A 13,885-nucleotide genomic window follows, 5' to 3' on the forward strand; every position below is an offset into this window, starting at 1 on the left:
ACAGGGGGACGCGATTAACTGTGGGAGCGAGCCTGCTCGCGAAGGCAATGGCACGGGCAACACATTAATGTCAGGAAACCGGCTGACTGTGCGGAAACAACAAATCCACAAACCGCTCAGCCGTCGGCTGCGGCTCATGATTGGCCAGTCCGGCGCGTTCGTTGGCTTCGATAAACACGTACTCCGGTTGATCGGCGGCGCACACCATGAGGTCGAGGCCGACCATGGGAATGTCCAATGCCCGCGCGGCTCGCACCGCGGCATCCACCAGGGTCGGGTGCAGGATCGCCGTGACGTCCTCGAGAATCCCGCCGGTGTGCAAATTCGCCGTGCGCCGCACGAACAGATGCTCGCCAGCCGGCAGAATGCTGCCGTAGTCGTAGCCGGCGGCTTTCAAGGTGCGCTGGGTTTCCGGGTCCAGCGGAATCTTGCTTTCACCGCCCGTGGCCGCCTGTCGCCGTCGACTCTGGGCTTCGATCAGCGCACCGACGGAATGCTGACCATCCCCCACCACTTCGGCGGGGCGACGAATCGCGGCGGCGACCACTTCGAAGCCGATCACCAGAATCCGCAGGTCGAGGCCTTCGTGGAAGCTTTCCAACAGCACGCGACTGTCGAATCGGCGGGCAGCTTCGATGGCTTGCTGGACGTCTTCGATGGTTTGCAAATCCACTGCCACGCCTTGCCCCTGTTCACCGTCCAGCGGCTTGACCACTACTCTGTGGTACTCGTCGAGAAACGCCAGGTTGTCATCGGCGTTGCCCGCCAGTTGCTGCGCGGGCAGGTTCAAGCCAGCTGCCTTGAGTACTTTGTGGGTCAGGCTCTTGTCCTGGCACAGCGTCATGCTGATGGCACTGGTCAGGTCGCTGAGGGACTCGCGGCAACGCACCCGGCGTCCGCCATGGCTGAGGGTGAACATCCCGGCATCGGCGTCATCCACTTGCACGTCGATACCGCGTCGGTGCGCTTCCTCGACGATGATCCGCGCATAAGGATTGAACTCGGCTTTGGGACCGGGGCCGAGAAACAGCGGCTGATTGATGCCGTTCTTGCGCTTGATGGCGAAAGTCGAGAGGTTGCGAAAACCGAGCTTGGCGTAAAGGCTTTTCGCCTGGCGGTTGTCATGCAGCACCGACAGATCGAGATAACTCAGCCCGCGACTCATGAAGTGCTCGATCAAGTGTCGCACCAGCACCTCACCGACACCCGGCCGCGAACAGTGCGGATCGACCGCCAGGCACCACAGGCTGCTGCCGTTTTCCGGGTCGTTGAACGCCTTGTGATGATTGAGGCCCATGACACTGCCGATCACCGCGCCGCTGTCCTCGTCTTCGGCCAGCCAGTACACCGGGCCACCCAAATGGCGCGGGGTCAGCAAGGTGGCATCGATCGGTAGCATGCCGCGTGCGTGATAAAGCTGGTTGATTGAGTTCCAGTCGGCGTCGCTTTGCGCGCGCCGGATACGAAAGCCGCGAAACACCCGGGTGGCCTGACGGTAGTCGCTGAACCACAGGCGCAAGGTGTCGGACGGGTCGAGGAACAACTGCGTCGGCTCCAGCCCCAGCACTTGTTGGGGCGCGGCGACATAGAGCGCGATGTCGCGTTCACCGGGCTGCTCGTTGAGCAACTCGTGGGCCAGGCTGGATGCATCGGCAAAGGTATGGCCGATCAGCAACCGGCCCCAGCCGCAATGCACCGCGATCGGTGCCGCGCCCAGTGTGCTGCCGTCTTCGGCCAGGCGCGCCTGCAGGCGCTCGTAAGAGGGCGCCTGACCGCGCAACAACCGCTGGCTGATGGCCGTAGCGTGAGGTTTCATCGATCAGATTCCTTGTTCGCTGAGCCACAGGTTCAGCGCCGCCAGTTGCCACAGCTTGGAGCCGCGCAATGGGGTCAACTGGCCTTGCGGGTCGGTTAACAGGCGGTCGAGCATGGCCGGGTTGAACAGGCCGCGATCCTGGCTCGGATCGAGCAGCAAGTCGCGCACCCAGTTCAACGTGTCGCCCTGCAAATGCTTGAGGCCCGGCACCGGGAAGTAGCCTTTCTTGCGGTCGATCACCTCGCTCGGGATCACCAGCCGCGCCGCTTCCTTGAGTACCTGTTTGCCGCCATCGGGTAGCTTGAACTTGCCCGGCACCCGGGCTGACAACTCCACCAGGCGATAGTCCAGAAACGGCGTGCGCGCCTCCAGGCCCCAGGCCATGGTCATGTTGTCGACACGTTTGACCGGGTCGTCCACCAGCATCACCGTGCTGTCCAGGCGCAGGGCTTTGTCCACGGCGGCATCGGCACCCGGTTGTGCGAAATGTTCTTTGACGAAGTCACCGGCGGCGTCATTCGCGGTGAGCCATTTCGGTTGCACGGTGGCGGCGTAATCGTCGTAGCTGCGGTCGAAAAACGCCTCGCGATAAGCCGCGTACGGATCGTCGGCACCGTCGACCTGTGGATACCAGTGGTAGCCGGCGAACAGTTCGTCGGCGCCCTGGCCGCTCTGCACCACTTTGCAGTGCTTGGCCACTTCCCGCGACAGCAGGTAAAAGGCGATGCAGTCGTGGCTGACCATGGGTTCACTCATGGCGCGGAACGCCGCGGGCAGTTGTTCGATGATCTCTTTTTCATCGATGCGTAATTGATGGTGTTGCGTGCCGTAATGGTTGGCGATCAGGTCCGAATACTGGAACTCGTCGCCGCGCTCGCCGCCGGCATCCTGGAAACCGATGGAAAAGGTCGACAGGTTTTCCACGCCGACTTCACGCAACAGGCCGACGAGCATGCTCGAGTCGACACCGCCGGACAGCAGCACACCGACATCCACCGCCGCCCGCTGACGGATCGCCACGGCGTCGCGGGTACTGTCGAGCACCCGGTCGCGCCAGTCTTCGAGGGTCAGATTCAGTTCATCGGCGCGGGGGCCGTAGGGCAGGGTCCACCAGGTTTTCTGCTCGGTGGTGCCATCGGCGTCGATACGCATCCAGGTGGCTGGCGGCAGTTTTTCAATGCCGGCCAGCAAGGTGCGAGGGGCGGGGACCACGGCGTGGAAATTCAGGTAATGATTGAGTGCAACCGGATCGAGGATCGGGTTGATGTCACCGCCCTTGAGCAACGCTGGCAGGGACGAGGCGAAGCGCAGGCGCTGGCCGGTGCGCGACAGGTACAGCGGCTTGACGCCCAGGCGGTCGCGGGCGATGAACAAGCGTTTGGCATCGCGATCCCAAATGGCGAACGCGAACATGCCATTGAGTTTCGGCAGCAGCGCTTCACCCCAGGCGTGAAAACCCTTGAGCAACACTTCGGTGTCGCCACCGGAATAGAAGGCATACCCCAGGCTTTCCAGCTCGGCACGCAGTTCCGGGAAGTTATAGATCGCGCCGTTGAAGGCCAGGAACAGGCCCAGTTGATGGTCGATCATCGGCTGTGCCGAGCGGTTCGACAGGTCCATGATTTTCAGGCGTCGATGGCCCAGGGCAATCGGCCCCTGGCTGTGAAAGCCCCAGGCGTCGGGGCCACGTGGTGCCAGGTGATGGGTGATGCGTTCTATGGCTGCAAGGTCTGCAGGTTGATTGTCAAAACGTAACTCGCCAGCTAATCCGCACATAAATTCCTTACCGGTTTTTCCGTTGGGGAGGGTCACTCGATACCGCGCCAAAACGGCGGGTACTCAGAAACTGACCCGCCTCGGTAGCGGGAGTTTTAGATCGATCGGTTATAAGTCCGCGTTGTCGACCGAATGGCTGGCGAGCACAAGTGCGGATTTCGGTGGTGGTAATTATTGATGTGATGCATTGGAGTAGCTGCTGGGACGCGCCCCGGTTCGATCCGGTATTCGAGTTATTAATCGGCTGTCGAGCTTCATAAACTGGGAGCCTCATAACGCAATAAGGATATTGCTCATGCCTCCTGAATTACCCAAGGCCGCCCCCGCGGCTGTATCCATGACCTCGACACAACGCCTCGAGGCATTGTTGGAACACACTGGCGATCTGGACAAGGCCGAGGTGCTGCAGGCGTCTATTCCTGAATGGTTGGCCAATGCCGATCTGAACGTGGTACAGGCTCTGAAAGCCGCTTTCGAGGCGTCATTTCTGGCTCAAGCCAAGGTCACGACGGCACTCGAAAAACTCAAGCCGCTGGACGCGTTCTGCAAAGAGCAACTGACCCGTTTTCTCAAGGGCAAATGGACGATCGATTTCGACGTTGAGCGGGATAAGCTGGACATCCCCACAAAAGAATATTCATCAACAGGACTGTTCCCTCTCGGTTACTTGAGTAACGCAGACACCCATTCACGCAGCCTGCTTCACGCGGCCATGGAAAACTTTACCTCCGGGGAAGCGAAGATCGGCGCAATGGCGGCGGGCTCAGTGATTCGGATCAATGCAAAAAAACAATCTGAATCTGAAATAACCCCCGAAAAATTCGCAACGCTCTGTCGTGAACTCGATCTGGGTGCCCGCTATCAGCAGCATATTGGCGAGGCTCTGGCATTGCCGGCCAAACCCATCGAGGGTGCGCCTGTCGATGATCGGGCCTCTGCCGCCGATATCCGGCGAATGAAGGTACTGGACCTGCAAGTCGCCCTCCACGTGGCCTACCTGAAGAAGGACATCACTCAAGCCGCTTACACCATGCTGCTGAAGGTGATCGAACAGGAAGTCCCCGCCACTCGAACCAAAGGTGCAGTCATCGATGGCGGGCCGGTACTTTGGCAAGGGTTGATGATTCATGACACCTGCATCTGTGGAGTGCTGGTATTTACCAAGGTCTCCATCGATACCGAACCCAAGGCCAGGTGTGTGGTTTACATGCCGAACGAGCCCCGACGACCGCTATACGAGTACGCCTCGCTGGATGATTTCAAGGCCTACCTGACCCTCCATTTGCAAAGCAAAAGCTACAGAAAATACTTCGCCGAGCAGTACCTGCACGGTCACGATAAAACCGGGTTCTTCACTTCATTCGATAAAGACAAGGTCTTGGGTACGCTTACCGCTACGGCTACCGACACCAGCCTTGGCGATTTTCTATTCCGTGCATTCGTCAAAAAGACTCAAGAGGACGCGCGAATCCTTGCCGTACCGACCGAAGACGTCGACGAACAACAACGGAAAAAAACCATTCGGATGCTGCTGGATGGCGGCCTCGTGCTGCTGAACGCCGCCGCTTTTTTTGTACCGGTGATTGGCCAATTGATGTTGGCGACGGCTGTCGTCGACATCGTCGGCGAGGTGTATGAAGGCGTGGTGGACTGGACGCACGGTGAACGGACCGAGGCTTTGTCCCATTTGCTCAACGTTGTGGAAAACATCGCGCAGCTGGCGGCGTTTGCCGCGGTCGGCAAAGTTGTCACGACAGCCGTCAGTAAAGCCGTGAAAGAGTTGCCGGCATTCTTCGATGGTTTCGAGGCTGTAACCAACATTGATGGCAAAGCAAGACTATGGAAGCCCGACCTTGAACCCTATAAGCAGACCCGGACCCTGCCAGCAGACGTGCAACCTGATTCCCAAGGACTCTACCGGCACGCCGGAAAGACCTCGATCGTCATGGATGGAGCGCCCTATCAGGTCTCTCGCAACACGGCGGGAACGGGGTGGACCATCAATCATCCTGTGCGCACCGACGCATTCCACCCTGCCGTCGAGCGAAACGTGGACGGTGGCTGGCGGCATGTCTATGAGCATGCGCACGAGTGGCGCGACGGTGCTTATGCGCTGGGGCGTACTGATCAACGCCTGAGCGAACTTGATACTGACCTGCAAGCGATTGCCGACATCACCGACATGACGCCGGACAAGTTGCACCAGCGGCATGAAAGTCATCTCAAGTTACCTCAGCGAATCAATGACTGTGCCGAGCGCTTCAAAATCGACCGGCGCATCACCGGGATGATCGAGGCGATGAAACGCGCAGAGACCGCGAATACGGAATTTGTTCAGGAGCAGCTGCATACACTGCCCAGATTGCAGGGATGGCCGAAGGCGCGCTTCATTGAAGTGCTCGACGAGAACGACTTGGTCGTTTCTCGCTTCCCCAGGACCGTCCCACACATGGAAGCGGCCAACAGCGTGCAGGTTCATCAAACAGATCTGGATTCGGGGGAGTTGCTTGACACCGTTATCAGTGGCCTCTATCCGACAGAAGTCGAGGGCATCATCGGCGTGACGACCGAATCGAAAGCGCAACGGATGGCGAAGAAGATCGGGGCAAGCCTCGAGAGCGATCGCCGGCCAATGTTTGACTGGCTCTATGAAACCTGGGACGCCAGCGCCACCGCGACCGGTGACGTTGCGAAACTGGGCGAACACGCCGCGGACCTTCCCGTCCGCGTGCGCCAGGAGTTGCTGGACAGTGCCTCTGCCAGGGATCGCAGTTTTCTGTATGACCGCAAGATTCCCGGGATGGATCTCGCCCAACAGATCAATGAGGCGCAGACGACGTTGCGGCAGGACCGCGCACTCACGGGCTTGCACGTCCCGCAGCTGGCCAATGCCGATACCGACAAACTGGCGCTCGGCTTGATGGATCGGGTGCAAGGCTGGGATGACGGCTTCCGACTTGAAGTTCGACAAAAATCAGTCACCGGCACATTGCTGGACAGCGTGGGCGAAGCAGATGCTCAGTCGCGCGAGGTGATCGTCAAGACATCCGCCGGCTATCAAGTCACCCAAACCAATGGCCCTGTGTCCTCCACACTGCAGAGCGACACGCTGCTTCAGGCGATACTGGATGCATTGCCCGCTACTCAACGCACTCGCATGGGTTTCACTGGCAACGATACGCTGGATGTCCCGGCCCTTCGATCACGCCTGTCCAGAGCTGCCACCGGCGATCCTGCGCATACCAGGCGGGTACTACGGGACGAACGCAGTGAAACACCGAAACATCTTTCTGCCTGTATACAGGCTAGCCCTCCCGCGGCGAGTACTTATGCAAGGGGCTTGGTTCGCAAGGTCAGAAAACTCTTTCCGCTGTTCACGCAAGCCCAGGTTTCGTCGTTTCTCGACAACGCTGGCGCTACCCAAATGGAGCGGGAGAAGCGAGTCAGGGAATTGCAGCAGCAACTGAAAAAACTGCTCGGGGTGCTGCGCGCTTGGCGTGACGATGACGTGCAGATGAAGAAGCTGCCGGGGCAACTCGACGATATACGTGTCAGCCGTCGACAGGTGGCTCATGCCATCGAAAACTGCTGGCGCCGGGTAACGCGCCCTGATCAGCCTTCTACAACGCTCGTACTTGAGCACAACCCGGTAGGCCCGTTACCGACGCTGACCGAGCAGGATGTCGCTCATGTTCGCAGCCTTGCCATCAAGGACATGCAGGCCGGCGATGAGCTGGCGTACTTCCTCAAACCGTTCAAAGGGCTTGTCACTCTGGAACTGGACCGCAACAAGCTCACACGATTGCCGGAAATGTTGTCGCACATGCCCGACCTCCAACACCTGAGCCTGGAAAGTAACCAGATAAAGCTGGACCAACATACGTTGCGCAAACTGGCCGACATGCGCAATTTGCGTACATTGGGGCTTAGCGGCAATCATCTGGGCGCCACGATTGATGTCGGCAAAATGCTGGATCTGCAATCTCTGTTCCTGGGCAATACCCACGCCACGGAAATGCCTATTGGCCTTGCCCGCCCACCGTATCTGAACATGGTGGACCTGCGAGGCAACCAGATTCGGGAATTGCCAGATTGGCTGTTCAAGGCACCTCGGCGGTTCACCCAGGCAATCAACCTGCGCTTTAATCCCATTTCCGAGGCGAGCCGTACGAAGCTGAAAAGCTACCGTGACAATACGGGCATTGGAATGGGGCTTCTGGACGATAGAGCCGAGGTGCTCAGTGAGCTGAGGGCTCGAGACCTGTGGATGCCGAAAACGGTTGAAGAAACCTATGCCAGTCGTAATCGTGCATGGCTGGCGCTGAAAAACGAACCCGATTCGACTGGATTTTTTGAATTGCTGTCGGAAGTTGGAAGCTCGGCCGATAGCCGCTTCGTGCACGAAGACATGACCCGCCGAGTCTGGAGTGTCATTGAGGCGACTCAAACCGACTCGGCGTTACGTGCCCAATTGCTGTCCATGGCGGTGAAAGCCAATTGCGCGGATTCAGCGGCCGTGATTTTCAGTAACCTTGAGGTCGCCGTGGATATCGACAAGGTGGTTCGGCTGTCCGCTAATGCCCACGATCAGGCCGCTCGCTTGTTGAGTCTTGGGCGACGCCTGTTCCGTCTGGATTACCTCGCCAGCATCGCTCGCGAACATGTCCAGGCCGATACCACGCTTGATCCGGTGGAAGTGGAGCTGGCCTATCGTACCGGCCTGGCCGACAGGCTCGAACTGGTCGGTCAGCCGCGGCACATGCGCTATGCAACGCTCAGTGGCGTAACACAGGCCAACCTGGATACTGCCTACAGCAAGGTCCTCACCGCGGAAATCTCATCTGAACTATCGACTTACATCAGTGGGCGCACGTTTTGGGGCGATTTTCTGCGCCTGCATCATGGTAAACGGTTCCGCGACCTGACCGCACCTTTTCACGTGCGGATGGAGAAAGCGGCTGAAAACGATCCGACGTTTGGCGCGGACTACCTCGGCGAAGTGAACCGCATTGCAGCTGAACAAAATGAGGTCGAGACCGATTTGTTGAAGCGTCTGACCGAGGTGGCCATGAAGGCTGACGAGTCAAAGACTTGCTTCGCCCTGGATTAAACACCTCATGCCTTGCCTCGAATCAAGCGGCGCAAGGCGAAGCGGTTCGGGTGACAGGCCTCGGCCACGGCTCTGGGCAATGGCAGTGGTTCGTTATCCAGCAAGGCAGCGAGCAATTCGCCTGACAGCGGCGCGGTGATCAGTCCTCGCGAGCCGTGGCCGCTGTTGATGTACAAGCCATCCAGCCAGGGGCAAGGGGTGTCCGGAATTTGCCGGGCATCCTTGCTCAAGGCGCTGTAGGCGAGGGCGAAAGCCTGCGCGTCAGCGAGCGGGCCGACGATCGGCAGATAATCCGGACTTGTGCAACGAAATGCGGCGCGCCCGTCGAGTGCTTCAGGTTGCAGGGTGTCCGCGCCGAGCCGGGCGACCAGATCCAGTGAAATTTCTTCGAGCATCTGCAGGTTGCCGGCATGCTCGGCCGCTGTGGGTGTCAGATCTTCATTGTTGAAATCGAAGCTGGCGCCCAGGGTATGTTCACCCAATCGGGCTGGCGCGACATAACCTTCGGCGCAGACCACGGTGCTCAGGCTTTGGCTCTCAACAGTCTGGGGCAAGCGCGTGATCTGTCCGCGAATGCGCTTGAGCGGCAGCTCGCTGCTGTACGAAAAGCGCTTGATCTCGGCGGCACCGGCCAATACCACCACGGGCGCATCGGCCAGTAACCTGTCGCTATCCCTCGCTTGCCACCGTCCGTCCACGCGACGCAGCTCCAACACATCGTGATGCGTCAGGACCTGAATGTTCGATTGCGTTGCCTGCCATTGGCACAGGGCAGGCGGATGCACCCATCCACCTTCGGGGTAAAACAGGCCGCCTGCCGGCAGCGCGATACCGGCGCGAGCCTCGGCCTGCGCTTGATCGAGTGTGTGCAGCAAGTCTTCGGGAAACGCCGCCGCCAATTGCGCCTGACGTTCGGTTTCCTTGGCATTGAACGCCAGCTGCAGGACCCCGCAATCGTCCCAGTCCACGCCGCGCTGCAAATGTTCGAGCAAGCGCCGGGTATACCCGAATCCACTGACAATCAGTTGCGACAACGCCGTGCCATGGGCCGACAGCTTGAGGTAAAGCACGCCCTGAGGATTGCCCGACGCTTCGCGCGCCGGTGCATCGTGACGTTCCAGCAAGCTGACCTGCCAGCCACGCGCCGCAAGGCTGGCCGCCGTCGCGCAGCCGGCCAGGCCGGCACCGATCACCAGTGCACGACGTTCGCCGGTCAGTGGCGTCGGACGCGTAAACCATGGTTTGGCCATGGCGGGCATCGCGACTTCGTCAGGCCAGCCCAGGAAGGTGCCACGCAGGATTTCCCATTTGTGGCCGATGCCGGGTGTGCGCTTCATCTTGAAGCCTGCTGCATTGAGCAGGCGTCGTACCCAACCAGTACTGGTGAAGGTGCTGATCGTCGCATCCGGCGCTGACAGCCGTGCCAGCTCGGCAAACAGTTCGGCGGTCCACATGTCGGGGTTCTTCGCCGGGGCGAAACCGTCCAGAAACCAGGCGTCAATTTGCGCGTCCAGTTGCGGCAACTGTTCCAGGGCATCGCCAATCAGCAAGGTCAGCGTCACCCGACCATTGGCCAGTGTCAGGCGCTGAAAGCCCTGATGAATCGCCACATACTGTGCGAGCAATTGATCGGCAAACACCTTGAGTTCCGGCCACAGCGCCAGGGCACGCTGCAGGTCGGCAGGGCTCAACGGGTACTTTTCGACGCTGACAAAATGCAGTCGCGCATCGGTCGTCACATGTTGTTCGAACACCTGCCAGGCGCACAGGAAATTCAGCCCGGTGCCGAAACCGGTCTCGCCGATGACCAGCCGACCGCCATTCGGCAGCGCCGCAAAGCGCTCGGCCAAATGGTTCTGTTCGATGAACACGTAGCGGGTTTCGTCCAGCCCCGATTGATCGGAGAAATACACATCATCGAACACTCGCGAATAGGGGCGACCTTGGTCGTCCCAGTCGAGCTGGGCGTGGGGCATTACAGGTTTCATGGCAGGCTCGGCAACGGCAAGGCGGCCATTCTAGCCGATCGCGGGCAAGGTGCTTGATCCATGGCAAAGGACACCTTAGGTGTGTGATGGAAAATCAGTGCTTTTTGTGGCGAGGGAGCTCGCTCCCGCTCGGGTGCGAAGCAGCCGCAAACCGACTGATCGCTTACCCAATGGGAGGTGAGTTTATCGACATCGGGACGGCTTCGCCGCCCAACGGGAGCAAGCTCCCTCGCCACAGGATTTATATCCTCCTCATGTTTGGATTTCCCCCACACAGCAGAGGTCAATCCGCTAGTCTTGCTCAGATCTGGAAGGGAGCCCCCCATGTTCGAATCCGCCGAAATCGATCACACCATCGACAAAGAAACCTACGAAGCCGAAGTGCCGGCTCTGCGCGAAGCCCTGCTCGAAGCGCAGTTCGAACTTCAGCAACAAAAGCGCTTCCCGGTGATCATCCTGATCAACGGCATCGAAGGTGCCGGCAAGGGCGAGACGGTCAAGTTGCTTAATGAATGGATGGACCCGCGACTGATCGAGGTCCGCACCTTCGACCAGCAAACCGACGAAGAACTGGCGCGGCCACCGGCCTGGCGCTATTGGCGGATGCTGCCGGCCAAGGGGCGCATGGGGATTTTTTTCGGCAATTGGTACAGCCAGATCCTGCAGGCCCGGGTCCATGGCGTGATCAAGGATCCCCGGCTGGACCAAGGCATCAACGGTGCCGAACGGCTGGAAAAAATGCTGTGCGATGAAGGCGCGCTGATCTTCAAGTTCTGGTTCCACCTGTCCAAGAAGCAAATGAAAGCACGCCTCAAGGCGCTGGCCGATGATCCGTTGCACAGCTGGCGCATCAGTCCGCTGGACTGGCAGCAGTCCGAAACCTACGACAGGTTCGTCAAATTCGGCGAACGGATTCTGCGTCGCACCAGCCGTGATTATGCGCCCTGGCATGTCATCGCCGGGGTGGATGCGAACTATCGCAGCCTGGTGGTCGGCAAGATTCTGCTCGAAGGCCTGCAAGCCGCGCTGAAACGGCCGAAAATCCACCCGGAAAAAGTCAGCGCCGCGCCGGTGTTTCCCAGCGTTGATCAAGTAAACCTGCTCGATAGCCTTGACCTGACCCTGCGTCTGTCCAAGGACGACTATGAAGAGCAGTTGATCGCCGAACAGGCGCGCTTCTCAGGATTGATGCGTGACAAACGCATGCGCCGCCATGCACTGGTGGCGGTGTTCGAAGGCAATGATGCGGCGGGCAAGGGCGGGGCGATTCGCCGGGTGGCCGCGGCACTGGACCCGCGCCAGTACAACATCGTGCCGATTGCCGCACCGACCGAAGAGGAGCGGGCGCAGCCTTATCTCTGGCGTTTCTGGCGGCATATTCCGGCGCGGGGCAAATTCACCGTGTTTGATCGCTCCTGGTATGGCCGGGTGCTGGTTGAGCGGGTCGAAGGCTTTTGCAGTCCGGCGGACTGGTTGCGCGCCTACAGTGAAATCAACGATTTCGAAGAACAGGTCACCGACGCCGGGGTGATCGTGGTCAAGTTCTGGCTGGCCATCGATAAGCAGACGCAATTGGAGCGCTTCCAGGAACGCGAAGAAATCCCCTTCAAACGCTTCAAAATCACCGAGGATGACTGGCGCAATCGCGACAAATGGGATGACTACCGCGCGGCTGTCGGCGACATGGTCGACCGCACCAGCACCGAGATCTCTCCCTGGACATTGATCGAAGCCAATGACAAGCGCTGGGCGCGGGTCAAGGTCTTGCGCACGATCAACCATGCGTTGGAGGAAGCGTTCGAAAACTCAGACAAGCGAGCGCGCAAGGGCAAGAAGTGAGGCGATGGTTACGCATACGCGGGGTGAATGATTGTCGCGGTCGGTAATTGAGTGGGCTTATGCTCGGGCCATTCCTAACCGACAACAACAATGAGGTATGCCATGCGTGAAGTGGTGATCGTCGACAGCGTGCGGACCGGCCTGGCCAAATCCTTTCGCGGCAAGTTCAACATGACCCGTCCGGACGACATGGCGGCGCATTGTGTCGACGCCTTGCTGGCGCGCACCGGCATCGATCCGGCCAGCGTCGAGGACTGCATCGTCGGCGCCGGCTCCAACGAAGGCGCTCAGGGTTACAACATCGGGCGCAACGTCGCGGTACTGTCGGGCCTGGGCATCGGCACCGCCGGCATGACCCTCAACCGCTTCTGCTCGTCGGGCTTGCAGGCCATCGCCATCGCCGCCAACCAGATCGCCTCGGGCTGCAGCGACATCATCGTCGCCGGCGGTGTCGAGTCGATCAGCCTGACCATGAAAAGCGTCAACACCGACCACCTGATCAACCCGCTGCTCAAGGAGCAGGTGCCGGGCCTCTACTTCCCGATGGGGCAGACGGCCGAAATCGTCGCGCGTCGCTACGACGTCAGCCGCGAAGCACAGGATCTCTACGCCCTGCAAAGCCAGCAACGCACCGCCCAGGCGCAGGCTGACCGGTTGTTCGACGATGAAATCGTGCCGATGGCGGTGAAATACCGCGTTGAAGACAAAGCCACCGGTCAGGTGCAGATCCTTGAGGGCATTGTCGATCGCGATGACTGCAACCGCCCCGACACCACGCTGCAAAGCCTGGCCGGATTGAAGCCGGTTTTTGCTGAAGACGGCTCGGTCACCGCCGGCAACTCTTCGCAGCTGTCCGACGGTGCTTCCATGACCCTGGTGATGAGCCTGGAAAAAGCCCTGGCGCTGGGCTTGAAGCCCAAGGCGTTCTTCCGCGGATTCACCGTGGCGGGGTGCGAGCCGGATGAAATGGGCATCGGCCCGGTGTTCTCAGTGCCGAAGTTGCTCAAGGCCAAGGGCTTGCAGATCGGCGACATCGATTTGTGGGAGCTCAACGAAGCATTCGCCTCGCAGTGCCTGTATGCGCGTAATCGGTTGGAGATCGATAACGACAAGTACAACGTCAATGGCGGCTCGATTTCCATCGGCCACCCATTCGGCATGACCGGTTCGCGTCAGGTCGGGCACATCGTTCGCGAGTTGCAGCGGCGCAATCTGCGGTACGGCATCGTGACCATGTGCGTGGGGGGCGGAATGGGGGCTACCGGGTTGTTTGAGGCGGTGCGCTAAACACCTTGGGTTTTGCATTGACTGATAGATAGCTTTCGCGAGCAGGCTCGCTCCCACATGGATCCTGTG

At 59.7% G+C, this 13,885-nt stretch carries 6 protein-coding genes; 3 read left to right on the forward strand and 3 right to left on the reverse strand.

All coding sequences use genetic code 11. The annotated features are described in order from the left end of the window. Nucleotides 1–70: 70 nt before the first annotated feature. On the reverse strand, nt 71–1,816 hold the full coding sequence (gene ngg / locus ACW9HW_RS24435) for an N-acetylglutaminylglutamine synthetase (protein WP_457401974.1): 1,746 nt from the start codon (nt 1,814–1,816) through the stop codon (nt 71–73). 3 nt (nt 1,817–1,819) lie between these two features. Continuing rightward, nucleotides 1,820–3,592, reverse strand: a complete 1,773-nt coding sequence (locus ACW9HW_RS24440; RefSeq protein WP_457401975.1) for an N-acetylglutaminylglutamine amidotransferase — start codon at nt 3,590–3,592, stop codon at nt 1,820–1,822. 295 nt (nt 3,593–3,887) lie between these two features. Between ACW9HW_RS24440 and ACW9HW_RS24445 the strand changes: the two genes are divergently transcribed. Beyond that, the gene (locus ACW9HW_RS24445) at nt 3,888–8,702 is read left to right on the forward strand and encodes an NEL-type E3 ubiquitin ligase domain-containing protein (protein ID WP_457401977.1); all 4,815 of its coding nucleotides are present in this window, start codon (nt 3,888–3,890) and stop codon (nt 8,700–8,702) included. Nucleotides 8,703–8,707: 5 nt separating this feature from the next. Here the strand turns inward: ACW9HW_RS24445 and mnmC are convergent, their stop codons facing one another. Further along, entirely contained in the window at nt 8,708–10,690 is a 1,983-nt protein-coding gene (mnmC, locus tag ACW9HW_RS24450) for a bifunctional tRNA (5-methylaminomethyl-2-thiouridine)(34)-methyltransferase MnmD/FAD-dependent 5-carboxymethylaminomethyl-2-thiouridine(34) oxidoreductase MnmC (RefSeq protein WP_457401978.1), read from the reverse strand. Between the two features lie 324 nt (nt 10,691–11,014). On the opposite strand from mnmC, the gene pap reads away from it, so the two are divergent. Beyond that, nucleotides 11,015–12,529: a polyphosphate:AMP phosphotransferase gene (gene pap, locus ACW9HW_RS24455; RefSeq protein ID WP_457401979.1), complete on the forward strand. Its 1,515-nt coding sequence runs from the start codon at nt 11,015–11,017 to the stop codon at nt 12,527–12,529. A gap of 102 nt (nt 12,530–12,631) precedes the next feature. Beyond that, nucleotides 12,632–13,816, forward strand: a complete 1,185-nt coding sequence (locus ACW9HW_RS24460; protein WP_457401980.1) for a thiolase family protein — start codon at nt 12,632–12,634, stop codon at nt 13,814–13,816. The last annotated feature ends 69 nt before the right edge of the window (nt 13,817–13,885 follow it).

It is taken from the genome of Pseudomonas sp. SDO5532_S415, from assembly GCF_054071155.1.

Bases quoted from the DNA above. Each gene is read 5' to 3' on its own strand.
- ACW9HW_RS24440 (WP_457401975.1), bottom strand. From the start codon at position 3,592: ATGTGCGGATTAGCTGGCGAGTTACGTTTTGACAATCAACCTGCAGAC.
- ACW9HW_RS24460 (WP_457401980.1), top strand. From the start codon at position 12,632: ATGCGTGAAGTGGTGATCGTCGACAGCGTGCGGACCGGCCTGGCCAAA.
- ngg (WP_457401974.1), bottom strand. From the start codon at position 1,816: ATGAAACCTCACGCTACGGCCATCAGCCAGCGGTTGTTGCGCGGTCAG.
- mnmC (WP_457401978.1), bottom strand. From the start codon at position 10,690: ATGAAACCTGTAATGCCCCACGCCCAGCTCGACTGGGACGACCAAGGT.
- pap (WP_457401979.1), top strand. From the start codon at position 11,015: ATGTTCGAATCCGCCGAAATCGATCACACCATCGACAAAGAAACCTAC.
- ACW9HW_RS24445 (WP_457401977.1), top strand. From the start codon at position 3,888: ATGCCTCCTGAATTACCCAAGGCCGCCCCCGCGGCTGTATCCATGACC.